This is a genomic window from Thiorhodospira sibirica ATCC 700588 (assembly GCF_000227725.2).
Lineage (GTDB): Bacteria > Pseudomonadota > Gammaproteobacteria > Ectothiorhodospirales > Ectothiorhodospiraceae > Thiorhodospira > Thiorhodospira sibirica.
Window position 1 is genome coordinate 1,555,136 of sequence record NZ_MU255056.1, and the last position, 26,228, is coordinate 1,581,363.

Sequence of the window (26,228 nt, forward strand, 5' to 3'; positions counted from 1 at the left end):
AGGGTTTAAACTTTATGCGGCAAGGCATGTTAGTGAACGGCATCCCGTGTTTCAATCCTTGTTGTAGTGGATTTAGGGTTTAAACCCGATCGCTCACGGCGACACCGTAACCGGTGTTGAGTTTCAATCCTTGTTGTAGTGGATTTAGGGTTTAAACCCTGAAAACTTTGACGAAAATGATACCATCTTTTTCGGTTTCAATCCTTGTTGTAGTGGATTTAGGGTTTAAACCAGCGCGATTTATGTTTTAATGGGTTTCATGGTAGCGTTTCAATCCTTGTTGTAGTGGATTTAGGGTTTAAACACACCGTCATCAGCCTTGACTCAGTGGTTACAGAGTTTCAATCCTTGTTGTAGTGGATTTAGGGTTTAAACCTGGCTGTGCAGCTATTAGGCGAATATCAAGCTTCACGTTTCAATCCTTGTTGTAGTGGATTTAGGGTTTAAACAGTTTTCCGCCCAGGTGTTGCGCCGAGCGGGGTGGTGTTTCAATCCTTGTTGTAGTGGATTTAGGGTTTAAACAAAAGCTGGAAGACATACTGGATTACTACATTCGCAGGTTTCAATCCTTGTTGTAGTGGATTTAGGGTTTAAACGCATTTTTACCCGCCCTCCTAATCGGAGGCGTAACAGTTTCAATCCTTGTTGTAGTGGATTTAGGGTTTAAACGCAAGTTTTGGACATGATTGGTGCGCTATATAGCGAGTTTCAATCCTTGTTGTAGTGGATTTAGGGTTTAAACCAAACTGCGCATTATTCGGCCTACTATTTGTACATAGTTTCAATCCTTGTTGTAGTGGATTTAGGGTTTAAACTTGTTTGGGAGTGGCTTGATATTGATGCCATGCTGGAGTTTCAATCCTTGTTGTAGTGGATTTAGGGTTTAAACTTAAGCCGAGGCTTTGGCCTCGCATGCGATTAAGAAGTTTCAATCCTTGTTGTAGTGGATTTAGGGTTTAAACAGATAAATTCGCGATGCGACGCATATTCTCCCAGAGTTTCAATCCTTGTTGTAGTGGATTTAGGGTTTAAACTGCGTGTTTCCCATGCGTCCGCCATATACATAATTGGTTTCAATCCTTGTTGTAGTGGATTTAGGGTTTAAACCATCCTTGGAAGCGCCAAAGGTTCCGGGTTCCGTCGGTTTCAATCCTTGTTGTAGTGGATTTAGGGTTTAAACACCGCACCCCACCGCACCCCGCAGCACACCGTTGCAGTTTCAATCCTTGTTGTAGTGGATTTAGGGTTTAAACGTTTTGATCCGGCGGGGACTGATCCGGAGGTGATTTGGTTTCAATCCTTGTTGTAGTGGATTTAGGGTTTAAACTCAGGATTCTGAAACGGGTATCCTGATTCCTACTTAGTTTCAATCCTTGTTGTAGTGGATTTAGGGTTTAAACAGCAAGCGGGCGCACTGTTGATCGAGCTGATGAATGGTTTCAATCCTTGTTGTAGTGGATTTAGGGTTTAAACTCATTAGTAAGTCATCAGGATCGTCGCCTGATTTATCGTTTAAATCCTTGTTGTAGTGGATTTAGGGTTTAAACAAGCCAGCGGTAAGGGAGAGCATCCAAGAGGTTATGTTTCAATCCTTGTTGTAGTGGATTTAGGGTTTAAACTGGCAATAGAAGGCGGGATGGAAAACATACATATAGGTTTCAATCCTTGTTGTAGTGGATTTAGGGTTTAAACACTGTAGAAGGCAGGAATGGAGGAACATTTGTCTGGTTTCAATCCTTGTTGTAGTGGATTTAGGGTTTAAACCAAAAAGTGAGAACGCGAAGCTGAAAGCCAGTTTAATGTTTCAATCCTTGTTGTAGTGGATTTAGGGTTTAAACAAATCCCCAACCGCTACTGAGCTTGCCGATCCTGAGTTTCAATCCTTGTTGTAGTGGATTTAGGGTTTAAACGGGGCGCTTACTGCCTACAATCCAGAAAATATTTTGTTTCAATCCTTGTTGTAGTGGATTTAGGGTTTAAACAAGAGCTAGGCAAGTTGTATCACCGTCTATGGCTGGAGTTTCAATCCTTGTTGTAGTGGATTTAGGGTTTAAACTAGCGGCCCACAACGGCTGCAGCTATGCGGGCATGACGTTTCAATCCTTGTTGTAGTGGATTTAGGGTTTAAACCTTGTTATCAGCTGTCGCTATCGGTCTTATCTGGATGTTTCAATCCTTGTTGTAGTGGATTTAGGGTTTAAACTTAGACAGGTTCCGGGTCCCGTCGCAAGCGACCGCGGTTTCAATCCTTGTTGTAGTGGATTTAGGGTTTAAACGATATGCTAGAGATATTACATTCCGCAGGAATTACGTTTCAATCCTTGTTGTAGTGGATTTAGGGTTTAAACCCCAGGCGGTCATGCCCTTTCATGCTGTCCGCCACGTGTTTCAATCCTTGTTGTAGTGGATTTAGGGTTTAAACAGCCGGATGGGCGTTTTTTCCGGATGAACCATATCCAGTTTCAATCCTTGTTGTAGTGGATTTAGGGTTTAAACAGCGGCTCGCGCAAGCGCGACCTACAGGGCAGCTAAGCGTTTCAATCCTTGTTGTAGTGGATTTAGGGTTTAAACGCCAAATACGCAGAGACCGCCACCGAAGAACCAAGGGTTTCAATCCTTGTTGTAGTGGATTTAGGGTTTAAACTCTTATATTCTTATGTGACTGTGAATAATTGAAAGGTTTCAATCCTTGTTGTAGTGGATTTAGGGTTTAAACGCAGGTTTTTTCCTACACAGGTAAAAACCAATGCGGTTTCAATCCTTGTTGTAGTGGATTTAGGGTTTAAACTCATTAGCGTGCGACTTCCAGAATGCCGCATCAAGGTTTCAATCCTTGTTGTAGTGGATTTAGGGTTTAAACCGCTTGTTTGCCTCCTTATCGACGCCGCACCTGGCGTTTCAATCCTTGTTGTAGTGGATTTAGGGTTTAAACCGGATAACCTCATTCAATGGATTTCGCACACGTCGGTTTCAATCCTTGTTGTAGTGGATTTAGGGTTTAAACTGACCGAGTTTGACGCATTCCGCCATCCGCGATCGGCGTTTCAATCCTTGTTGTAGTGGATTTAGGGTTTAAACTTTTCGAGACAATTGAGCGACTGGCCAGGCTTCGGTTTCAATCCTTGTTGTAGTGGATTTAGGGTTTAAACTTTTCGTGCCGCGCCGGATCACACGGTCGGGTGTCGTTTCAATCCTTGTTGTAGTGGATTTAGGGTTTAAACGCAGCAATATAGCGCCATTCATAAGCAGTCTATTGAGGTTTCAATCCTTGTTGTAGTGGATTTAGGGTTTAAACGCGAAGTCCGAGCACGCCAAACTTGCCGCTGAGGTGGTTTCAATCCTTGTTGTAGTGGATTTAGGGTTTAAACCGAGCAGGTGCGGAATATCGCTTCCCGGCACAGCAGTTTCAATCCTTGTTGTAGTGGATTTAGGGTTTAAACGATCCGGCTGTGTTTGCCACGATCCAGCGGCTTGCGTTTCAATCCTTGTTGTAGTGGATTTAGGGTTTAAACCGCGCCACCACCTCATCCGCCACCAAAAACAACTTGTTTCAATCCTTGTTGTAGTGGATTTAGGGTTTAAACAAACCAAAAAGCAAACTCCCCAGCTATAAGGTAAGTTTCAATCCTTGTTGTAGTGGATTTAGGGTTTAAACGGGTTTAAACCGCAAGCGGCAATTGCTGTGGTCGCCGGGTCTCAAGGGTTTCAATCCTTGTTGTAGTGGATTTAGGGTTTAAACTCGGGAAAGACATTGCGTGTGATGTGGATGTTAGATGTTTCAATCCTTGTTGTAGTGGATTTAGGGTTTAAACTCTTTGAGTTTTGTCTATCCGTCCGGGGAATTTCTTTGTTTCAATCCTTGTTGTAGTGGATTTAGGGTTTAAACATCATTAGCGTTTGACTTCCAGAATGCCGCATCTTGGTTTCAATCCTTGTTGTAGTGGATTTAGGGTTTAAACAATTGACTTGACCGCTAAGGAGTTGACCGTACTGGTTTCAATCCTTGTTGTAGTGGATTTAGGGTTTAAACTGCTTGTTAAGGCTTTTGACGCCTGCGAAATTTCATGTTTCAATCCTTGTTGTAGTGGATTTAGGGTTTAAACCATTTCACCGATAGAAGTAGCTGCAGTGCAAGCTTTGTTTCAATCCTTGTTGTAGTGGATTTAGGGTTTAAACTGTTAATCACATAATTTGCAGCGCTTTCAAGTGATGGTTTCAATCCTTGTTGTAGTGGATTTAGGGTTTAAACGTTGCGGTCTTTGACGGTTTGAAACACTTCATCTTTGGTGTTTCAATCCTTGTTGTAGTGGATTTAGGGTTTAAACCCCGTGGAGTTGTTCCATTTAAAGCGCTTTAGCGATGTTTCAATCCTTGTTGTAGTGGATTTAGGGTTTAAACATTCGAGCGGCAAGCCATGCGCACAAGCTGCACAGGTTTCAATCCTTGTTGTAGTGGATTTAGGGTTTAAACAGTTTTCCGCCCAGGTATTGCGCCGACCAGGGTGGGGTTTCAATCCTTGTTGTAGTGGATTTAGGGTTTAAACCGCATTTGGTAGTAAATCGCTTTAAAATCAATCAAATAAGGATTTATTGCAGATCTTTTTTTGGGCTCTTTTTTCATAAAAAAACAGGGATAACAAGGCTTTTTAACATGGTCTTTACATCGAAAAAAGCGAATTATTTGCTTTTCCTTCAAAGAGTTAAAGCGTGCCACCTACAGCAGCTCAATATTTTTGTCTCAGCAGTCGCGCCCTGGTAAAAAGGCACTGGTCTGAGATGTTACTGAAATTTTCGTTTAATGCAAGCCTTTTCGGGCCGTTTTTTTTATAGCCGTCGCGGTATATCGCAATAAAAGGCTTTCTGGAGCACAGCGCCCCCGTTTCTTAATCAACGATGCACGGGGTGCTAATTTTTAATCGCTGTTTTCTGGCGATATCCGCTTGATGCCGCCTGCCTGGGACCGCGCAGCACCCGCTGCGCATTTGATACGCTTTAAACCCCACGAGGCCTGCGGCCTCGGTGCGGAGCTGGTGCTCCGCGCTCCCAGGGGGCTTGTGTTTGCGCTGTGGGCGGGGTAGAGTAGCCACGCGGTGGCCGTTACGGCTGCTGCGCGGGATTGACCTCCCTAGACCGTTAGCAGATACGATAACTACCGCATCTGCGGTTTTTTTGTGCCTGACTATCTGCTTTTCAGTGCTCGCTCCATGCGGGCGGCTGTGTGTGGGCGTCTTTGGACGCGCCAGACTAACGGCTGGTAGGTCAACCCATACAGTCGCCTGCGCCCTTTTCGGGGCACAGGTTTATGCGAACATGTATGGAGTTGATCAAACCATGACTTCTTTTGACATTTCCTTTATTCCTTTCCGTTTTGAGCAATCTGACGTGCGTGTGATGATCGTCGATGGCATACCGTGGTTTGTTGCCCGGGATGTTGCTGCGGCGTTGGGGTATGCGCGTCCAAATGATGCGGTCGGGATACATTGCAAACATGCTAAGTCATTGATTGATATAGATACGGTGAAACGCCGTATCCAACAAAATCAACCACTTAGCCTTGATCACAAAACCAAACTCATCCCCGAACCTGACGTTTACCGTTTAATTCTGCGCTCGAAATTGCCCAGCGCAGCGCGCTTTGAGGCGTGGGTGATGGAAGAGGTCTTGCCGACCATCCGGCGTACCGGCGGCTATTCTGGTATACCTGACACACCTGCCGACCGCCGCCACGCACCCGACATCGAAACCCACCTGACCCATGCCGTCGATCACCTCAGCGGCGCTTTGCACAACCTCACCGAAGCCCTGCAACAGGCCCAAGGCCTCTGCGGGTGAAACTTTTAGTCACCAGGAAAGAGAACTTTTCTCAACACCGTCCTCACAGCTCGCGAAGAGAGACACGCAGTAGACATAATACGCCCTGAGCGAATCCATGCAAGAAAAACTCGCGCAGGTAGGAAGGAGGGGCATTCGGAGTACTGTTGATGAGGTGCTTTCTGGAAGTGTGAATATACCGAAAGAAGACAAAAAGAGAGCGGAACAAAAGTTTTGGAGCAGAATAATCCCGGCAGTCGGCTGGGTGTCATAGCGTGGGCCTGTGGGTCTGAATCGGCGGGGGTCGGTGTGTGGGGGGGTGGGGGGGTGGGGGCTTGGTTCGCTAGCCGCTCCCCTCCTTTTTAAGGAGGGGTGGCGCGTAGCGCCGGGGTGGTTAAAAAATTCACACACAACCCCCTCCCCGCTTGCGCGGGACTCCCCCTTGGCAGGGGGAGCGTTTTTGGCCGCTGCCGAGTGCAACTCGGCGATCCGGGTTGGCGCTCCTGGAGTTTAGCGGCGGTGTTCGGAGCGGGAGGCGGCGAGTAGTACGCGATCCAGGGCGCGGGTGGGGAGCAGGCGGCGCAGGGTGGCAAACAGGTAGGTTGGGAAGGTGACGTAATAGCGCGCTTTGGGACGGGGATGTTCCAGGGCGTGGATGACTTTGCGCAAGACGGCCTCGGGCGGCAGGGTAAAGGGTGCTACCGGGCCTTGTTTTTTGAGGCGTTTTTCTGCCGCTTGGTACTGTGCCTGAAAGGGGCTGTGGTCGCGGTCGATGTTGGCGAGCAAGGCGGCATAGCCATTGGCGCGAAAACGGCTGATGATTGGCCCCGGTTCGATGAGGCTGACGTCGATGCCGGTGCCGTGTAATTCCAGGCGCAGGGTATCGCTTAAGCCCTCTATGGCAAATTTGGAGCAGGTGTAGGCACCGCGAAAGGGCAGGCCGATCAGTCCTAATACGGAGCTGTTTTGAATGATGCGTCCCTCACCCTGGCGACGCATCACCGGCAATACGAGGTTGGTCAATTCCAGCCAGCCCAGCAGGTTGGTCTCCAACTGCTGGCGCAACACCTCGCGGCGCAGATCTTCTACTGCGCCGGGTTGGCCATAGGCACCATTGTTAAACAGCGCATATAATGTGCCGTCTGTGCGCATCAGAATTTCTTTAACCGCCTGTTGAATGCTGGCGGAATCATCCAGATCCAGGTGCAGGGTTTCAAGCCCCTCGGCGTCAAGGCGGGCGACATCTTCAGTCTTGCGGGCGGTGGCAAAAACGCGGTGCCCGCGTGCTTTGAGGCCATGCGCGACACAGTGGCCAATGCCGCTGGAGCAGCCGGTAATCAAGATACTGCGTGGTTTAGGTGTCGTGTTCTTCACTGGAATTTTCCCGCATAAGCCCCATATAATCCGCCTTAATCCATTCATTTAGCCATTTTTTTCTGAGGATAACAATATGCCGATCTACGAATATCAATGTGATGCCTGCCATCATCGTCTGGAAGCGATTCAAAAACTCAGCGATGCCCCGCTAACGGATTGCCCGGCCTGTGCACAACCGGCCTTGCGCAAACTGGTCTCAGCGGCAGGCTTTCGCTTAAGTGGTAGCGGTTGGTATGAGACGGATTTTAAAAACAAAAATCAGCGTAATCTGAAGGAATCGGCAGGCGCGAATCCCGCATCCAAAGAGACGCCCCCCAAGGCCGAAGGCGCCAAGGCAAGCCCTGCAGCCCCAGCAAGCAGCACAACAACGGCGTCAGGCACACCGCCTGCGGCGAGCTGATCTCCCTTGTGAAAACCCATTTTATACACCGCGTGGTCGCGGCGCTGCGACGCTACCTGATTGCCGGGGTGGTGGTCTGGGCGCCGCTGGTGGTGACCTTTTTCATCGTCAAGCTCCTGGTGGAGCTGATGGATCATACCTTATTGCTGTTGCCTCCGGGATGGCGCCCGGAGGCTTTGCTGGGTTTCAAGGTGCCGGGCCTGGGTCTGGTGCTGGCCCTGATTATCTTGTTTGTCACCGGGCTGGTGGTGGCCAATTTAGTGGGACGCAAGCTGATTGCACTGTGGGAGGCGATGCTGGATCGCATTCCACTGGTGCGCAGTATCTATTCAGCGGTCAAGCAGGTGATGGAGACGCTGCTCGGTGCCGGCGGGGATTCTTTTCGCAAGGTGTTGCTGATTGAGTATCCGCGCAAAGGCATCTGGACCCTGGCGTTTCAGACCAGCACCGGCATTGGTGAGGTGCAGCATAAAACCAGCAGTGAGGTGATCACCGTCTTTATTCCGACGACCCCCAATCCCACCTCGGGTTTTATTATTCTGGTCCCCCGCGCCGAGGTGGTTGAGCTGGAGATGAGCGTGGAAGATGGCCTGAAATTTGTGATGTCTTTGGGGGTGGTGGCCCCCAAATACCCGTATCCGGTCAAGCCTGCATTGCCTGACAAGGCGAAATAATCCATTTTTGTGTGCCGTGATACAGCAAAAGCCCTGGTGGCCGCGCTGTGTCTTTGCGGCATTGCTGTTTTGCACATTTATTCAAGTTTAAGGAAGTGACATGCGTAGTCATTATTGTGGTTTTGTCGATACCCGCCTGCTTGATCAAGAGGTGACGCTGTGCGGCTGGGTCAACCGTCGCCGCGATCACGGCGGGGTGATCTTTATTGATCTGCGTGATCGGGAAGGCCTAGTGCAGGTGGTGTTTGATCCGGATACTCCGGAGGTGTTTGCGCTGGCAGAACGGGTGCGTAGTGAATATGTGTTGCAGGTACGCGGCAAGGTACGCAAACGCCCGGCGGGCACCGAAAACGCGGAACTGAAAACCGGTCAGATTGAGGTACTGGGTCTGGCACTGGAGGTGCTTAACAGCGCAGAAACGCCGCCGTTTCAGCTGGATGAAGATGAGCTTAACGAGGAGGTGCGGCTGCGCTATCGCTATATTGATCTGCGTCGTCCGGTCATGCAAACGCGCCTGCGGATGCGTACCCAGATCAGCCAGACATTGCGCCGCTTTCTTGATGAGCAGGGCTTTTTGGATGTCGAAACGCCCATGCTGACCAAGGCCACGCCGGAAGGGGCGCGGGATTATCTGGTGCCCAGCCGCACCCATCCGGGTGATTTTTTTGCACTGCCGCAATCGCCGCAACTGTTCAAGCAATTGCTCATGATGGGCGGTCTGGATCGTTATTATCAGATCGTGCGCTGCTTTCGTGATGAAGACCTGCGGGCGGATCGTCAGCCCGAGTTTACACAGCTGGATATTGAGACCAGCTTTATGGATGAGGCGGCAATCATGGGCCTGATGGAGCAGATGATTCGCGATCTGTTTGCCAAGGTGCTTAATGTCGCGCTGCCCGCCACGTTTGCGCGGATGTCCTATGCAGAGGCCATGCACCGCTTTGGCTCGGATAAGCCGGATTTGCGCATCCCGCTGGAGTTGACCGAACTCACCGATGCCATGCAGGGCGTGGAGTTTAAGGTGTTTGCCGGCCCTGCCACCGATCCACAAGGGCGCATTGCCGCCTTGCGGGTACCACAAGGTGGCCACAAGCTCTCGCGCAAGGACATTGATGATTACACCCAGTTTGTCGGGCGCTATGGCGCGAAGGGCCTGGCCTATATCAAAGTCAATCAGCTTGATCAGGGGCGCGACGGGCTGCAATCGCCGATCCTGAAATTCTTGCCCGACACCGTGGTGGTGGAGATTCTCAACCGCACGCAGGCCCAGGAAGGGGATTTGATTTTCTTTGGGGCCGATAAGGCGCATGTGGTCAATGATGCGCTAGGTGCGTTGCGCATCAAGGTTGGCGTGGATCTGGGGCTACAGGAACGCGGCTGGCGGCCTTTGTGGGTGGTGGATTTCCCGATGTTTGAGCGCGACCCGCAAAGCCAGCGGCTGATGGCTTTGCATCATCCCTTTACCGCCCCGCGCATTGACGACATCGAACAGCTGCAAAATGATCCGCTCAATATCGTCTCGCGGGCCTATGATATGGTGCTCAACGGCACCGAGATTGGCGGTGGCTCGGTGCGTATCCATCGCACGGCCATGCAGGCGGCGGTGTTTGGTCTGCTGGGCATTGGCGAACAAGAGGCCGAGGAAAAATTTGGCTTTTTACTCAACGCCCTGCGTTATGGCTGCCCCCCGCACGGCGGCATTGCCTTTGGTCTGGACCGGCTGGTGATGCTGATGAGTGGGGCGCAATCGATTCGCGATGTGATGGCCTTCCCCAAGACCCAGACGGCCTCGTGTCCGCTGACCCAGGCCCCCGCGCCCGTCAGCGAGGCCCAGCTCAAAGAGCTCAATATCCGCCTCGCCCCGCGTGCGGTCAATCCTTCCTGAAAAACCTCAATCGGTGGTTTAGCATTTCTGTGCTTTAGTATGAAGGTGTTTGGATTTGGATACACAGCGTTTTGATGTCATTATCATTGGTTCAGGGATTAGCGGTTTAGCAGCGGCGGCAGCACTGGCGAAGTGCAAGCGCCGGGTGGTAGTGTTAGAGCAGCATTTTCAGCTGGGTGGCCTGACCCAGACCTTTCAGCGTTCAAACTATATTTTTGCCGCCGGGGTGCATTATCTGGGTGGTGTCGCTCAACCACAGCGCCGGGCGGAGCTGGCCGGGCGCCTGCTGCACTGGTTAAGCAACGGTAAACTGCAGTTTAAGGCCATGCCATCGTCTTACGATGTGTTGCAATTTCCCGATTGGCGCTTTGAGGTGGAGTCATCCGCCAGCCATTTTGCGGAAAGCCTGGGGCGGCTTTCGCTGTATGATCGTGCGGCGTTAGAACGTTATCTCAGCGCACGCCATAGCGCCCGTCAGGACTTGTTCGCCTTGCTGCTGGACAAGGCCATGCCCGGCACACTGCTGCCTCGATTGGCCCGACTGCGCTATGGCCGCTATGCCCCGGATGTGTTGCAAACCAGCACTGCGCAGATGCTTAAGCCCTTTAAAGATCCCCGCGTGGCTGCGGTATTGGGCGCACGCTGGGGCTGTCATGGCATGGTGCCAAGCCGGGCACCCTTTGCAGTCCATGCGCTGACCACCGGCAGTTATGACAACGGCGCTTATTATCCGGTAGGCGGGCCGGCAAAATTTGCCAAAACCCTGCTGGCTACCATCAGCGCTGCAGGCGGAAAACTGCGGCCACGCACCAAGGTCGTAGAAATTTGCAGCGCGCATCAGCGGGTCAGCGGGGTACGTCTGGAAAATGGCGAGGTCATCGAGGCCCCGGTGGTCATTTCCACCATGGGGGCGCGGCAAACCGCACAGAGCTTGAGCAGCGGCGAGGCGTTGGCCTGGCGCGAATCACTGGCCACGCTGCAACCGGGGGTGTCGTGTGTGTCGCTGTATCTGGGCTTTTATGGCGATATCCGTGAATACGGTGCCACCGCTTCCAATGTATGGATTTATGAGGATGAGGAGATTGGGCGGATCTGGGAAAAACCGACCCAGGAAGATGCCCCGACGCTGTTTGTCTCCTTTTCATCCTTAAAAGACCCGGAACATCCCGATCCCTTGCACCATACCGCCGAAATCATCGTACCGTGTGCCTTTGCGCCGTTTCAGCATTGGCTACAAAGCAGCGTTGGCCAGCGTCCGGTGGGCTACAAGGTCGATAAGATTCATATCACCCAGCGGTTGCTGGCGCAGTTTAAGCGCCATTTCCCCAAGCTGGCCCCCTTGATTGATTTTTACGAGATTTCCACCCCACTGTCGCAGGCTTCCATCAGCGGTAGCGATCAGGGGGCGATGTATGGGCTGGAAATGAGTGCCGAGCGTATCCTGCATCCAGGTCTGAGGCTGCAAACCCCGGTGGCAGGCTTATTCCTGGCCGGACAGGACACCACCAGCCCCGGCATTGCAGGGGCCTTAATGAGCGGGGTCTTGGCGGCCGCCCATGTGCAGCCCCATCTGTGGTGGCGAGTGTTGCGCTGAAACGGTGCTGGTTGCGCGTTAACCGGCGTCAGACACATCGCAGCGGTGGGCGGTGGGATTGGGCATTTTTGCCGGACTCAGACGACCGGGCCGCCAGCGCAGGCGTATCGGGGTCATCACCGTGGTGCGCTTGCGCGCCAGCAGGATATACACCGTGCCCAGAAAGGGGGTGGCGCGTGGCCCCAGGGCTTCCAGGAAATGCAGTTGTTTGAGGAAAAAAGTTTTTCTCAACAAGGGCCGATAACCGAGCAAATGGCAATCGAGCACATCAAAGCCCAGTACCGCCAGCCATTCGCGCACCTTAAAGGCGCTGACATATTGCGCCTGCGCTTGCCATTGCAGGTCTTTGCGCCCGCGCAGGCGCGCTGACACGCCACACAGCCGTCCGATTCCAAAAGGATTAAAACCGATAATCAATACATGCCCATCAGGCACCAGGGCGCGATCCACCTCGCGCAATACCTGATGCGGATCTGCAGAAAATTCCAGGGTATGCGGCAGGAGGATCAAGTCCAGGCAATCAGTGCGAAAGGGCAACGCCTGGGCATGGGCCAGCAAATGGCAGCGGCTTTGTTCATCCATGCAAAAGCGGCGCATGATCTTGCTGCTGGCCAGGAGGTCATGCTGCGGATCGAGTTCACCGATTTGCACCGCATAATAACCAAACAGGCGCGGGACATACTGGTCAAGACGATTTTGCACCTGCGCCAGCAATATCTGACCGGCTGCCGAGCAGTACCAATCACGCAAGGCCGCATAACCCGCAGAAGAAGTAGAGGTGTGAGCGCGTGTATGCATACCACCCAAAGGATCACAGGCAAAACCTGTGTACGCAAGCGAAGCCATAAAGTTTGCAATATAGAGCAAGTCCTGACAGCCTGCAACATCGTGGCGGCATCTTCCAGATGCTGCGTGAAAACACAGCGACGGCTGCCTGCGCCGCGTGCGTCGCGGCAGGCAGGCGCGGCGCAGGCAGGGAAGCCGCCGCCACATAAACTTATAGCAACATACGGCGCATGTCGGAGAGCAGGCCGCTGAGGCAGTGGGTGAAGCGGGCACCGAGGGCACCGTCAATGACACGGTGGTCATAGGAAAGCGACAGCGGCAAGATCAGGCGCGGGATGAATTCGCCGTCTTGCCAGACCGGTTGCATGCGCGCCCGCGAGATGCCCAGAATCGCGACCTCGGGGGCGTTGATGATGGGGGTGAATTGGGTGCCGCCGATGCCGCCCAAGCTTGAGATGGTGAAGCAACCGCCTTGCAGGTCGGTGGCTTTGAGTTTGCGCTGTCGGGCACGGTCGGAAACATCTTGCAGCTCATGGGCCAGCTCGACGATGCTTTTGCGATCCACATCGCGAATCACCGGCACCACCAGCCCGTCGGGGGTGTCTACGGCCACGCCGATATGATAGTAACGCTTGAGGATCAGCTGTTCGCCACTGGCATCCAGTGAGGCGTTAACGCGGGGATGTTCTTTGAGGGCCGAGACCACTGCCTTGAGCAGGAAGGTGAGGAAGGTGATTTTGACGTTTTTGCGCTCATATTCTGTCACCAGGGAACGGCGGAAGGCATCCAGTTCGGTGATATCAGCCTCGTCAAACTGGGTGACATGCGGGATGTTGACCCAGTTGCGGTGCAGGTTCTGGCCGGTGAGGCGGTTGATCTTGGTCAGCGGTTGGGTTTCAATCTCACCGAATTCACGAAAATCTATCGTCGGCATTGGACTCATGCCGGGCAGGTGACTGCCTTGCGACAGGCTGCGCTTGACAAAGCCCTGCACATCTTCTTTGAGAATGCGCCCTTTCGGACCGCTGCCGCTGATCTTGCGCAGATCCACGCCCAGTTCGCGGGCAAAACGGCGGATGGTTGGCGAGGCATGGGGTTTGCTGCCGGATGTCTCGGTGGCGACGGGTGGCAGGTTCGCGGTCGGCGGTACGCTTGGCCGGGGGGCGGGTGCTGGCGCGCTTACCGGGGAGGCCGCCTCTGGTGCGGGCGTGCTTGCCGGTGATGCGACGGATAGCGGCGGTTCCTGGGTTTTGCTGTCGCGGGCGGTGGCATTGGCACCCGCCGCTTCCAGCATTAAAATCAGGCTGCCTTCCGAGACGCGCTCACCGACCCGCGTTTTGATCTCGACCACGGTACCGGCCAGCGGTGAAGGGATGTCCATGGAGGCTTTATCCGACTCCAGCGTCAGCAGCAGGTCTTCGGGCTGGATGCGATCCCCCGGTTTGACCAGTACCTCGATGACTTCCACATCCTTGAAATCCCCGATGTCAGGCACCTTGACTTCGATGGTGTTGCTCATAAATCAACTCTCCAGCCATACCGGTGAGGTAAACCACCGGCAGATTCTTTTTTTATGGTGTGCTAACAATGGCCCAAGACAGCAGGTGCTCAGGCGTTCAAAGGATTGACTTTGCCGGCATCAATGCCATAGAGGCTTATCGCTCGGCTCACCTCGGAGGGTTCCAGGGCACCTTCATCGGCCAGGCTTTTGAGCGCCGCCAGGACGATATGGTAGCGATCGACCTCAAAATGGCGGCGCAGGGCCGAGCGCAGATCGGAGCGGCCAAAGCCGTCGGTGCCCAGCACGGTATAGGGTGCCGGCACATAGGCGCGGATTTGATCAGCATAGAGCTTGACATAATCGCTGGCGGCAATCACCGGGCCTTGCGCCCCTTGCAGACACTGCGTCACCCAGGGGATGCGCGCCTCGTTTTCCGGATGCAGGCGATTAAAGCGCTCACAGTCACGCCCGTCGCGGGCCAATTCGTTAAAGCTGGTAGCACTCCAGATGTCGGCGATGATGCCAAAATCCTCCGCCAAAAGCTGCGCGGCGGCCTGCACCTCGCGCAAAATGGCGCCACTGCCGAGTAATTGCACCTTGCGCTTGGCTGCACCGCCGTCGTGTAGACGATACAGGCCACGGATGATGCCTCCTTCGCTGTCTGGGGGCAGCGCTGGCTGGGGGTAGTTTTCATTCATCGTGGTGATGTAATAAAACACATTATCCTGTTCCACATACATGCGTCGCATCCCGGTCTGAATGATCACCGCCAGTTCATAGGCAAAGCAGGGATCATAGCTGATGCAACTGGGGACATGGGCGGCCATCAATTGGCTTTGACCGTCCTGATGCTGCAAGCCCTCACCGGCCAGCGTGGTGCGCCCGGCGGTGGCGCCGATCAAAAAGCCGCGTGCCTGCATATCCCCGGCAGCCCAGAGCAGATCGCCGACGCGCTGGAAACCAAACATGGAGTAGAAGATGTAAAAGGGGATCATGTTGACGCCATGTACGCTGTGCGCGGTGGCGGCGGCAATCCATGAAGACGTGGCTCCCGCCTCGTTGATGCCTTCTTCGAGGATCTGACCTTGCTTGTCTTCCTTGTAATACATCACCTGATCGCGGTCTTGCGGCTCATAGCGCTGGCCTTCCAGCGAGTAGATGCCTAACTGGCGAAACAGCCCCTCCATGCCGAAGGTGCGCGCCTCATCCGGCACAATCGGCACAATATGCGCACCGATCACCTTATCGCGGGCCAGCGCGGTGAGCAGGCGCACAAAGGCCATGGTGGTGGACAGTTCGCGCTCGCCGCTGGCTTCCAGCAGGGGGGCAAACAGCGCATCACCGGGGATTTTAAGCGGGGCCGAGGCGTGGCGACGGGCGGGTAGATAGCCCCCCAAAGCCTTGCGCCGGGCTTGCAGATATTGCATCTCGGGGCTGTCGGCGGCGGGCTTGATGTAGGTGCAGGCGGCGACTTCCTCATCGTTGAGCGGAATGCTGAAGCGATTGCGAAAGGCTTTGAGATCTTCGATATCCAGCTTTTTCTGGCTATGGGTACGGTTTTGTGCCTCACCGGCATGACCCATGCCGTAGCCTTTCACCGTGTGCGCCAGAATGACCGTGGGCTGGCCGGTATGCTGCATGGCGGCATGATAGGCGGCATAGACCTTGTGCGGGTCGTGTCCGCCACGGTTGAGTCGCCAGATGTCGCTGTCTGACATCTTGGCCACCATCGCCTTGAGTTCTGGGTATTTGCCAAAGAAATGCTCACGCACATAGGCGCCGTCTTTGGATTTGTAGTTTTGATAATCGCCATCCACCGCTTCCATCATGCGCTGTTGCAACAGGCCATCTTTGTCGATGGCCAGCAACGGCTCCCAGTATCGCCCCCATAAGACCTTGATCACATTCCAGCCCGCGCCCCGGAAAATGGCCTCCAGTTCCTGTACAATCTTGCCATTGCCGCGCACCGGTCCGTCCAGGCGCTGCAGATTGCAATTAACGACAAAGATCAGGTTATCGAGTTTTTCGCGGGAGGCCAGGGTGATAGAGCCTAGGGATTCGGGTTCATCGACCTCGCCATCGCCGAGAAAGGCCCAGACCTTGCGCCCGCGTGTATTGGCCAGACCGCGATCATGCATGTATTGCATGAAGCGGGCCTGAAAGATGCTCATGATCGGCCCCAGCCCCATTGACACCGTAGGAAATTGCCAGAAATCCGGCATCAGGCGTGGATGGGGATACGACGACAGCCCCTGACCATCCACCTCGCGGCGAAAATGGTCAAGCTGGGACTCGCTTAAGCGTCCTTCCAGAAAGGCGCGGGCATAGATACCGGGGGCGCTGTGTCCCTGAATGAACAGCAGATCACCGCCATGCTCATGCGACTGGGCCCGCCAGAAATGATTGAAGCCCACATCATAAAGGGTGGCTGCCGAGGCAAAGGTGGCGATATGACCGCCCAGTTCGGCACTGATGCGATTTGCCTTGACCACCATGGCCATGGCGTTCCAGCGGATATAGGAGCGGATGCGCTGCTCCAGGGCCATATCCCCCGGATAATCGGCTTCCAGATGGGCCGGAATGGTGTTGACATAGGCGGTGTTGGCCGAATAGGGCAGATATGCGCCGGAGCGGCGCGCCTTGTCAATGAGCTGCTCTAGCAGATAATGGGCCCGCTCCACGCCGTGGTGCTCCAAAACGGCCTCCAGGGCATCCAGCCATTCTTTGGTCTCCTGAGTATCCACATCATCAACGGGTGTATGCGCTAACATGAATCAAAACCTCCTGCGTTCTAGCATTACATTATTTTCGTTATTGACGCTACCGCGTACCGGCCTACCGCAAACCCGGCCCCCGTGTGATGCCTGCGGTGGCGGCCTTCGCGAATCATGGAATAAGCTTATAGTGAGTATTAAAACAGACTATCTTCTAGTTTTTAACCCGACAGGTCAAGCAAGATCCTCTTGCTAAACCATTGCTGCACTTGCGAAATTTGTTTAAAATCTGTGGAATTTCAATGACCCCGACGCCCCTCTCGCTCACCCTTCGCCGTCCTGATGACTGGCATGTGCATCTGCGTGATGATGCCATGCTTGCGACCGTATTACCGCACACTGCCCGCCAGTTTGCGCGGGCGGTAGTCATGCCCAACCTGCGTCCACCGATCACCACCACTGCCCAGGCACAGGCCTACCGGGCGCGCATTCTTCAGGCCCTGCCTGCCGGACTTTGCTTTGAGCCACTGATGACGCTGTATCTAACCGAGGCCACGCCTGCAGCAGAGATTTTACAGGCCAAGGCCAGCGGCATCGTCGTCGGGGTCAAGCTCTATCCTGCCGGGGCAACCACGCATTCGGATGCCGGGGTCACGGATATCCGCCGGGTGTATGCCACCCTGGAAGCCATGCAGAGCTGCGGAATGCCTTTGCTGATTCACGGTGAGGTCACCGATCCAGCGGTGGACATCTTTGATCGCGAGGCGGTGTTTATCGACAGGGTGTTGTTGCCCTTGCGGCGCGATTTTCCTGCGCTCAAGATGGTATTGGAACACATCACCACCGAGGCGGCGGTGCAGTGTGTGCGTGATGGTGATGACTATCTGGGCGCCACCGTCACCCCGCAACATATTTTGCTAAACCGCAATGCCTTGTTCAGCGGCGGCCTGCGCGTGCATCACTACTGCCTGCCGGTACTCAAGCGCGAGCGACATCGGGCGGCGATTATGGCCGTGCTTGCCTCCGGTCATCCGCGCTTTTTTCTGGGCACCGACAGCGCGCCACATGGGCGTCATGCCAAAGAGAGCGCCTGTGGCTGTGCCGGTATTTTCAGCGCCCATGCGGCCCTGGAACTCTATGCCGAAGCTTTTGCCAGTGCCGAGGCGCTGGCGCAACTGGAGGCTTTCGCCAGCCTCAACGGCCCACGGTTTTATGGCTTAGCGCCCAATGAGACATACATCACTCTCCGCGCCCAGCCCTGGACGGTACCGCATCACTATGGGCAGGATGAAACCCATATCATCCCGCTGCGCGCCGCTGAGGAGGTGTCATGGACGCTGAGCTGAATGTGAAAGAGGATGAATTCTATCCACTCAGGCGGCGCTTTCGTGGCTTTTTGCCGGTGGTCGTGGATGTGGAAACCGGCGGCTTTAACCCGCGCACCGATGGCCTGTTGCAAATTGCGGCGGTGATGGTGCGCATGAATGCCCAGCAGGAGCTGTATCTGCACCGCACCTTAAGCTATCAGGTGCAACCCTTTGAAGGGGCCAACCTCGACCCTAAGGCCCTGGAATTCAACGGCATCAAACCCTGGCACCCCTTCCGCTTTGCCGTTCCGGAGCAGGAGGCCATTGAGACCATCTTTAAGGCCATCCGCACGGAGATCAAACTCAACGAATGCAACCGGGCGATCCTCGTCGGCCATAACGCCGGTTTTGATCTGTCCTTCGTCCACGCGGCGGCAGAGCGCATCGGCGTCAAGCGCAACCCCTTCCACATGTTCAGCATCCTGGATACCGTCAGCCTGGGGGCCCTGGCCTTTGGGCAAACCGTGCTGGCCAAATCGGTACAAGCCGCCGGCATCCCCTGGGACAACAAAGAAGCCCACAGCGCCACCTACGACGCGCAAAAAACCGCCGAACTGTTCTGCCATATCATCAACCGCTGGCAACAGCTTAACGCCGTGGCTCCCGGTGCCGAGATGGCTTCATAAACGCCCGGCGTGATGCTTGATCCACAGACGTGCTTCCTGCTAAGTTCTAGCGTCGATCAAGATGGCGATTTAAACCCGGCGCCTTCACTCCCAACGCACACAGAAACGCAATGGACGCCCATGCAGCTTGCCAGTACCTATAGTCGTGCCCTGTTAGGCATACAAGCCCCACTCGTGCATATCGAGGTTTTTATCGGTATGGCCAAGGAGTATTTTGCCATGGTGGGGTTGCCGGAGGCGGCGGTGAAGGAAAGCCGCGAGCGGGTGCGGGCCGCCATTATGAATAGCGGCTTTTATTTTCCCGAGGGCAATATCACGGTCAACCTTGCGCCTGCCGATCTGCCCAAAGAAGGCGGGCGCTTTGATCTGGGGATTGCTTTGGGGATTTTGGCGGCCTCGGATCAGATTCCGGCTCAGTCCTTGCGGGGCTATGAATGTGTCGGCGAGCTGGGGTTGACCGGGGAGTTGCGGGCGGTGCGCGGGGCATTGACGGCCAGCCTGGGGGCGCGCAATGCCGGGCGCAGTCTGTTGGTGGCCGCAGGGGATGCTGATGAGGCGGCCCTGGTTGAGCAGTCGCGGATTTATCCTGCCGATCACCTGCTGAGCGTGTGCGCGCATCTGCGCGGCGAGCGGATGATCGCGCCGTATCAGCGTCACGCAGCCCCGGTCGTGCCGCCCACGGTGCCTGATCTGGCGGATGTACGCGGGCAGCCCTTGGCGCGCCGTGCCCTGGAGATTGCCGCCAGTGGTCGCCATCATTTGCTAATGATCGGCCCACCCGGCACCGGCAAAACCATGCTGGCAAGCCGCCTGCCAGGGATCTTGCCGCCGATGAATGAAGCTGAGGCCATTGAAACCGCAGCGGTGCATTCCATCAGCCATGAGGGCATCAAAAATACGCAGTGGTTTATGCGCCCCTTTCGTGCACCGCATCACACCGCCTCCGGGGTGGCCTTGGTGGGGGGCGGCTCGGTGCCGCGTCCGGGGGAGATTTCTCTGGCGCATAATGGGGTCTTGTTTCTTGATGAGCTGGCGGAATTTGACCGGCGCGTGCTGGATGTCTTGCGCGAACCGCTGGAGACCGGGCAGATCACCATCTCCCGGGCGGCGCGTCAGGCCGATTTTCCCGCGCGTTTTCAGCTGGTGGCGGCAATGAATCCCTGTCCACAAGGCTATGACTGTGATCTGCAACAACACTGCCGCTGCACCCCACAACAGCGCCAGCGCCAGCAGCAAAAACTGTCGGCGCCGTTTATTGATCGCATTGATTTATCCATTGAGGTGGTGCGGGTGGGGCGTGAGATCTTTGATTATGATGCTGCACCCGGCGAAAATACAGCCACGGTGCGCACCCGGGTGTTAGCCGCGCATCAACGGCAAATGGCGCGCCAAGGCAAGGTCAACAGCGCCCTGGGACAGCAGGAGATCAATCAATATTGTCGCTTGAAGCCCCAGGATCAACGCTTGCTGGAACAGGCGATGGAGCGCTTTCGCTTATCCGCGCGGGCCTATCATCGCATCCTCAAGGTGGCGCGAACCCTGGCGGATATGAGCGGCAGCCACGACATTGAAACCCCGCACCTGAGCGAGGCACTGAGCTACCGCGCCCTTGATCGATGGCGCGGTGATTAGGCGTTGGGGGGTGAGTGCTGCGCGAATGCACCGTGTGCCACTCACCGGGCGGCGCGCTGATCTATCTTTTTCGACTCTAACGGTGTTGTGTGGGGGGATGTATGGCGTCATTCCAGTGGGATGAAAATTATATCACAGGGATTGACTCTGTTGATTCCCAGCATCAGGCGCTGGTTTGCATTATCAATGAGTTAGGCGAGATGCTGATGCGCGCCAGCCCCATTGAAGAGACGACCCTGCGCGCCTTGATTGAGCAATTATTCACCTATACGCAAGAACATTTTCGTGACGAAGAGCAGCTCATGCAAAGCCACGGCATTGATGCACGCCACTTCAGCCATCATCAACGCGCCCACCAGCATTTCATCCAGGAAATCGCGATACTGTCTGCGGATCATCAACTGCTCAGCCGTGCCCAGAGTATGCTCAAATTTTTGGTGGATTGGCTGGCCTATCACATCCTGGGCTCGGATCAGTCCATGGCCATGCAGCTTAAAATGATCCGCGAGGGACATTCTGCCGAAACCGCGTATACGGCCTATCAACAACTGGGGATGCGCGCCACGGAACCCTTGCTGGTGGCGCTGCACCGCTTGTTTGAGCAGGTTTCCGAGCGCAATCGGGCGCTGTATGAACTCACGCTGACGCTGGAATCCAAGGTGGAGGAACGCACCCGCGAGCTGGCGCTGGCCAATAAACATCTGGAGGAGCTGTCATTAACCGATGTACTGACCGGATTGCCCAATCGCCGTCATGCGATGCGGGTCTTGCAGACGGAATGGGACCTGCACACGCTGCCGCTTTCCTGCATGATGCTTGATGGCGATGGCTTTAAGCAGGTCAATGATACCTATGGCCATGAAGCCGGTGATCAGGTATTGGTCAGCCTCGCCCATTGTTTGAAAACCCATATCCGTACCGATGATTTGGCATGTCGTTTGGGCGGCGATGAATTTTTGATTGTCTGTCCGCACACCGATCTGCTGGGTGTCTTGCATCTGGCCGAGCAGTTGCGCCAAAAGGTCAATGCCTTGCGGGTGGCGGTGGGTGATGGCCTCTGGCAGGGACGCATCAGCATTGGGGTCGCCACCCGGATCACGACGATGCATCAGCTCGATGAACTGCTCAAATGCGCCGATGATGGCGTCTATCTCGCCAAACGCAGTGGCCGCAATCAGGTGGCCACCGTACAAGGCGCCCACCTGCGAACCCGCTCATGAGTGCCTGCATCTCCGCCAGGACTCACCCCCAAGATAGCACCCATGGATGAGGTCTCGCTGCGCACCCCCGGCAAATTTACCAAGGATGTGGTGCTGTTGCTGGTGGTGTTACTGTTTGCCTGGGGCGCGGTCGCGGATTATCTGGATCGCTACCGGCAACAAACGGTGGCCAATATCCTGGAGCTGACCCTCCATTCACAACACCTCGCCTGGGAAGCCGCGCAGCGGGTCTATCAGGTCAAAGCCGACGGATTTTTCAGCGCCTTTATCGAGCATCCGCAGACCCTGCTCAGTCTGCAACAGGCTCAAGATCCCGCCTTGCGTGATGCGGCCCGTCAAACCTTGCTTGAACACCTCAAGCCCCTGTATCTGCAAATGCAGGCATTGGGTTTAGAGCGTCTGCATGTGCATTTGCCCGATAGCAGCAGTTTCTTGCGCTTTCATCACCCCGGCCTGTTTGGTGATGATCTGAGCACCTTGCGTCCGTCTGTAGCCTGGGTGAATGCGATGCAACAGCCGCTGTCAGGGTTTGAGGCCGGACGGCTATCCTCGGGCTTTCGCCATCTTTACCCCATTCTGGGCGCAGATCAGCAACCGCTGGGGAGCGTGGAATTTAGTGTGCCGTTTAACAGCTTGCGCACCGAGCTTGCATCCTTGCTGCCGGGGCGTGAATTTGAGCTATTGCTGCATGCTGAGGCCCTTACACATATCCTGTTTGCCGAGCAAAAACTGCTCTATCTGCCCAAGGTGGGGAGTGGGCATTTCGTCATTGTCAATCCGCATCAGGGCTTGACCGATACGCAGCCTGGCTTGCCCCGGTTAAGCCAGCAGATCTTTGCCTCCTTGGCCAAACATCAGGGGGTCAGTCGCCAGTTGCATCTGGGGCATAGTCAGGCGGTCGCACTACCGATCAACGGACATATCTACACACTTGCCCTGACCACCGTGCACGATCTGCATCAACAGGCCGTCGGCTTTGTGGCCTCCTATGCCCCACAGCCCCGCATCAGCGCCGCTGAACGCAGTTTTTGGGTCACCCTGGGACTGGCCACCCTGCTGTTGATGTTGTTGGGGCTGGCCGGTTACATCATGCTGCGTGAAAACAGAACTAAACTGTGTGAACGCCAGCGCCTGCAAACCATCAACGATACCTTGAGCGAAGGCGTTTATGTGATGGACGAGCACGGGGTGATCACGCACATTAACCGTCGTGCCAGTGAGCTGCTCAACTATACCCCCAAGCAGCTGGCCGGACACACCGCTCACCACCTGTTTCATTGCCATGCAAACAATGCCTACACGCCATTGAGCCAGTGCCCCATCTTCAAAACCGTCAGCGCGGGGCAGGAATACACCGCACAGGAACAGTTTCGCCGCGCCGATGGCAGTATTTTTTCGGTGTGGGTACGCAGCCGTCCGATCATACAAGACGGCGTGAATACCGGCTCAGTGACCTCGTTTAGCGACATCAGCGAACAGGTACAGATGCAAACCGCCTTGAAGGCCAGCGAGGCGCGTTACCGGGCGGTGGTGGAAACGGTGCAGGAGGTGATTTTCCAGATCGATGAATATGGCCAATGGTGCTTTTTAAACCCTGCCTGGGCACGCATCACCGGCTTTGATGTGGCCACCACACTGGGCACCCACTTTCTTGGCACACTCCATCCCGATGAGCGTGCGCTCAACCAGCGCATGTTTCAGGATCTCGCCCTGGGCGAGAAAAAATATTGCCGCTACGAAACGCGTTGTCTGCAACAGCAGGGCGGGGTACGTTGGCTGGAGGTCTACAGCCAGGCGCTGTACACCCCGGAGGGCGATTTTTGCGGCATCTCCGGCACACTTACCGACATCACCACCCGCAAAAATACCGAACAGCGCCTGCGTCTGGCTGCCAGCGTCTTCACCTCCGCGCATGAAGGCATCATGATCACCGACACCGAGGGCACGATTGTCGAGGTCAACGAGACCTTCAGCCGCATTACCGGCTATCTGCGCAAGGAAGTGTTGGGGCGCAATCCCCGCCTGCTCAAATCCGGGCAACATGCCCAAGTCTATTATGAAAACCTGTGGCACTCCTTGCGCAATCAAGGCCATTGGAGCGGTGAGCTATGGAATCGGCGCAAAAACGGCGAATTATACGCTCAACTGGCCAATATCAGCGCGGTGCGCAATAGCCAAGGCCAGACAGAGCATTATGTGACCTTGTTTACCGACATCACGCCGATCAAGGAGCATCAAAAACAACTGGAGCACATCGCCCATTTCGATGCGCTCAGCGGCCTGCCCAACCGCGTGTTGCTGGCGGATCGTTTGCGCACCGCGCTGTTACAGGCGCAGCGACGCGGACAAATGCTGGCGCTGGCCTATCTGGATCTTGACGGCTTCAAGGCCATCAACGACAGCTACGGACATCACACCGGCGATGAATTATTGATTGTATTGAGCCAGCGAATGCAGGAAACCTTACGCGCTGGCGATACCCTAGCACGCCTGGGCGGAGATGAATTTGTCGTGGTTCTGGTCGATCTGGATAGCATCAGCGATGCCGAGCCGGTTTTACAGCGCCTGCTCGCCGCTGTAGCCAAGCCAGTGCCTCTGCACGGGCGCTTTTTTACGGTATCGGCCAGCATCGGCGTCACCGCATTCCCTCAAGACGATGGCGATGCCGATCAACTGCTACGCCATGCCGATCAAGCGATGTATGTCGCCAAGCAGATGGGCAAAAATCGCTATCACTGGTTTGATCTGGATCAGGATGCCGACATTCGCATCCAGCAAAAGACCTTGAGCGAAATCCAGCAAGCCCTGGAAAGCGGTGCCTTTGTCTTGCACTATCAGCCCAAGGTCAACCTCAAGACCGGCGCCCTGATTGGCGCAGAGGCCCTGATCCGCTGGCAACATCCACAGCATGGCCTGCTATCCCCGGCAAGCTTTCTGCCGCTGATAGAAGATTGCCCCCTCGGCGCCCGGCTGGATGAATGGACCATTGGCCAAGCGATGTTGCAGATCACCGCGTGGCAACAACAGGGGCTGCATGTCCCGATCAGCGTCAACATCGGTGCGCAGCTCTTGCAGCAGGGCGAATTTTTTTCGCGCCTGTGTGCCCTGTTTGAGGCGCATCCCGAGGTCAATCCGATGCATCTGGAGCTGGAAATCCTGGAAACCAGCGCGCTAGAGGATATGCAGCACGTCGCCAACACCCTGAAACGCTGTCGGGAGCTTGGGGTGGGGCTGGCGCTGGATGATTTTGGCACGGGCTATTCCTCGCTGAGCTATCTGAAAAAGCTCCCTACCAATGTGCTCAAAATTGATCAAAGCTTTGTCCGCGATATGCTGGAAGACCCGGATGATTTAAGCATTGTGAAGGCGGTGTTGGGGTTGGCCAGTGCCTTTGGCCACACGGTGGTTGCCGAGGGCGTGGAAAGCAGCGAACATGCGCGGGTATTGCGCGCCCTGGGCTGCGAATTTGCCCAAGGCTATGGCATCGCCAAGCCCATGCCTGCGGATCAATTGCCCATCTGGCTGGATGCCTGGCGCATGGAAGAAGCCATTCGCCAGCAACGCGAGCGCCAACACCTGCAACCGGCTGGCCCGGTTTCACTTTTTTAACACCCAGCGGGTGGGTTTGGCTGGAATTTGCGCGCTACCGGATTTTTAGCCTACACTAGCGCCTCTTAAATGAACATATTTGGGGGCATTGATGAGTTTTGCCTGCGTGTTTCCGGGCCAGGGTTCCCAATCGTTGGGAATGCTCAGTGCCTTGGCGGAGCGCTATGCGCTGGTGCGAGAAACCTTTGAGATCGCATCTGAGGCCTTGTCGTTTGATCTATGGAATCTGGCGCAGCAGGGGCCCGAGGAGGCGCTGCACCGTACTGAGAATACGCAACCACTGATGTTGACTGCCGGGGTTGCGGTCTGGCGCGTCTGGCGTTTGCAGGGTGGCCCCATGCCACGCATGATGGCCGGACATAGCCTGGGCGAATATACCGCCCTGGTCTGTGCCGGGGCGCTGGATTTTGCCACCGCCGTCACCCTTGTTGCCCAGCGCGGTCGCCTGATGCAAGGGGCCGTGCCTTCCGGTGAAGGCGCCATGGCGGCTATTCTGGGGCTTGAGGATGCCCAGGTGGTCGCGGTGTGTGCACAGGCGGCCAAGGGGCAGGTCGTTGAGGCGGTCAATTTCAATGCACCCGGTCAGGTGGTGATTGCCGGTCATGCCGCAGCGGTGGAGCGGGCGCTTGAACTGGCAAAAAAAGAAGGGGCCAAACGCAGCGTATTGCTGCCGGTGAGCGTTCCTTCACATTGCCAGTTAATGCAGCAAGCCGCACAACGCCTACAGTCCACCTTGGCGATGACGGATCTTAATCCACCACTGACGCCGGTTTTACATAATGTGGATGCCGAGGCGCGCAGTGAGGCCAAAGCCATTCGTGAAGCCTTGGTGCGCCAGCTCTACAGCCCGGTGCGCTGGGTCGATACCATCCAGACGATGAGTCGAGGCGGCGTCAAGACGGTGCTGGAAATGGGGCCCGGAAAGGTATTAACCGGAATGAACAAACGCATTGATAAAGGCCTGTTGTCGGTGTGCGTTCAGGATGCTGAATCGCTTGAGCTTGCACTGGCCAGTACACAAGGGGAACATTAA

General features: G+C 55.2%; 15 protein-coding genes and 1 CRISPR repeat array (1 of these 16 cut by a window edge). Of the genes, 11 read left to right on the forward strand and 4 right to left on the reverse strand.

The window, feature by feature from the left end; translation table 11 throughout:
- Positions 1 to 4,543: direct repeats of the CRISPR family, unit length 37 nt; unit sequence GTTTCAATCCTTGTTGTAGTGGATTTAGGGTTTAAAC (it extends 1,931 nt beyond the left edge of the window).
- A gap of 787 nt (positions 4,544 to 5,330) precedes the next feature.
- Positions 5,331 to 5,831 (forward strand): BRO-N domain-containing protein, encoded by a 501-nt coding sequence (locus tag THISIDRAFT_RS07485; RefSeq protein ID WP_221913975.1) that lies wholly within the window; start codon positions 5,331 to 5,333, stop codon positions 5,829 to 5,831.
- A 489-nt stretch (positions 5,832 to 6,320) separates the two neighbouring features.
- On the opposite strand, the gene THISIDRAFT_RS07490 is transcribed toward THISIDRAFT_RS07485, so the two are convergent.
- A complete protein-coding gene (locus tag THISIDRAFT_RS07490) occupies positions 6,321 to 7,232 on the reverse strand; it encodes an SDR family oxidoreductase (protein WP_006787173.1) in 912 nt (303 codons plus the stop codon).
- Positions 7,233 to 7,260: 28 nt separating this feature from the next.
- Here THISIDRAFT_RS07490 and THISIDRAFT_RS07495 point away from each other — a divergent pair, with 28 nt between their 5' ends.
- From THISIDRAFT_RS07495 to THISIDRAFT_RS07510, 4 genes are all read left to right on the forward strand, one after another.
- The gene (locus THISIDRAFT_RS07495) at positions 7,261 to 7,587 is read left to right on the forward strand and encodes an FmdB family zinc ribbon protein (protein ID WP_006787174.1); all 327 of its coding nucleotides are present in this window, start codon (positions 7,261 to 7,263) and stop codon (positions 7,585 to 7,587) included.
- 32 nt (positions 7,588 to 7,619) lie between these two features.
- Positions 7,620 to 8,261 (forward strand): DUF502 domain-containing protein, encoded by a 642-nt coding sequence (locus THISIDRAFT_RS07500; protein ID WP_040852041.1) that lies wholly within the window; start codon positions 7,620 to 7,622, stop codon positions 8,259 to 8,261.
- Between the two features lie 100 nt (positions 8,262 to 8,361).
- Positions 8,362 to 10,146, forward strand: a complete 1,785-nt coding sequence (gene aspS, locus THISIDRAFT_RS07505) for an aspartate--tRNA ligase (protein ID WP_006787176.1) — start codon at positions 8,362 to 8,364, stop codon at positions 10,144 to 10,146.
- A 55-nt stretch (positions 10,147 to 10,201) separates the two neighbouring features.
- Entirely contained in the window at positions 10,202 to 11,740 is a 1,539-nt protein-coding gene (locus tag THISIDRAFT_RS07510; protein WP_006787177.1) for a phytoene desaturase family protein, read from the forward strand.
- A gap of 18 nt (positions 11,741 to 11,758) precedes the next feature.
- On the opposite strand, the gene THISIDRAFT_RS07515 is transcribed toward THISIDRAFT_RS07510, so the two are convergent.
- From THISIDRAFT_RS07515 to aceE, 3 genes are all read right to left on the reverse strand, one after another.
- Complete coding sequence (locus THISIDRAFT_RS07515; RefSeq protein ID WP_159098513.1) at positions 11,759 to 12,538, reverse strand: class I SAM-dependent methyltransferase; 780 nt, start codon at positions 12,536 to 12,538, stop codon at positions 11,759 to 11,761.
- 199 nt (positions 12,539 to 12,737) lie between these two features.
- Positions 12,738 to 14,045, reverse strand: a complete 1,308-nt coding sequence (gene aceF, locus THISIDRAFT_RS07520) for a dihydrolipoyllysine-residue acetyltransferase (RefSeq protein ID WP_006787179.1) — start codon at positions 14,043 to 14,045, stop codon at positions 12,738 to 12,740.
- An 89-nt stretch (positions 14,046 to 14,134) separates the two neighbouring features.
- Positions 14,135 to 16,798: a pyruvate dehydrogenase (acetyl-transferring), homodimeric type gene (aceE, locus tag THISIDRAFT_RS07525; RefSeq protein WP_006787180.1), complete on the reverse strand. Its 2,664-nt coding sequence runs from the start codon at positions 16,796 to 16,798 to the stop codon at positions 14,135 to 14,137.
- A 245-nt stretch (positions 16,799 to 17,043) separates the two neighbouring features.
- On the opposite strand from aceE, the gene pyrC reads away from it, so the two are divergent.
- From pyrC to fabD, 6 genes are all read left to right on the forward strand, one after another.
- Entirely contained in the window at positions 17,044 to 18,087 is a 1,044-nt protein-coding gene (gene pyrC, locus THISIDRAFT_RS07530; protein ID WP_006787181.1) for a dihydroorotase, read from the forward strand.
- Complete coding sequence (rnt, locus tag THISIDRAFT_RS07535) at positions 18,072 to 18,734, forward strand: ribonuclease T (RefSeq protein ID WP_006787182.1); 663 nt, start codon at positions 18,072 to 18,074, stop codon at positions 18,732 to 18,734. The genes pyrC and rnt overlap by 16 nt, the downstream gene beginning before the upstream one ends.
- 120 nt (positions 18,735 to 18,854) lie before the next feature.
- A complete protein-coding gene (locus THISIDRAFT_RS07540; RefSeq protein ID WP_006787183.1) occupies positions 18,855 to 20,366 on the forward strand; it encodes a YifB family Mg chelatase-like AAA ATPase in 1,512 nt (503 codons plus the stop codon).
- Positions 20,367 to 20,467: 101 nt separating this feature from the next.
- Positions 20,468 to 21,586, forward strand: coding sequence for a GGDEF domain-containing protein (locus THISIDRAFT_RS07545; RefSeq protein WP_006787184.1), 1,119 nt, complete (start codon positions 20,468 to 20,470; stop codon positions 21,584 to 21,586).
- Between the two features lie 42 nt (positions 21,587 to 21,628).
- Positions 21,629 to 25,195, forward strand: a complete 3,567-nt coding sequence (locus THISIDRAFT_RS07550) for an EAL domain-containing protein (protein ID WP_006787185.1) — start codon at positions 21,629 to 21,631, stop codon at positions 25,193 to 25,195.
- A 91-nt stretch (positions 25,196 to 25,286) separates the two neighbouring features.
- Entirely contained in the window at positions 25,287 to 26,228 is a 942-nt protein-coding gene (gene fabD, locus THISIDRAFT_RS07555; RefSeq protein ID WP_006787186.1) for an ACP S-malonyltransferase, read from the forward strand.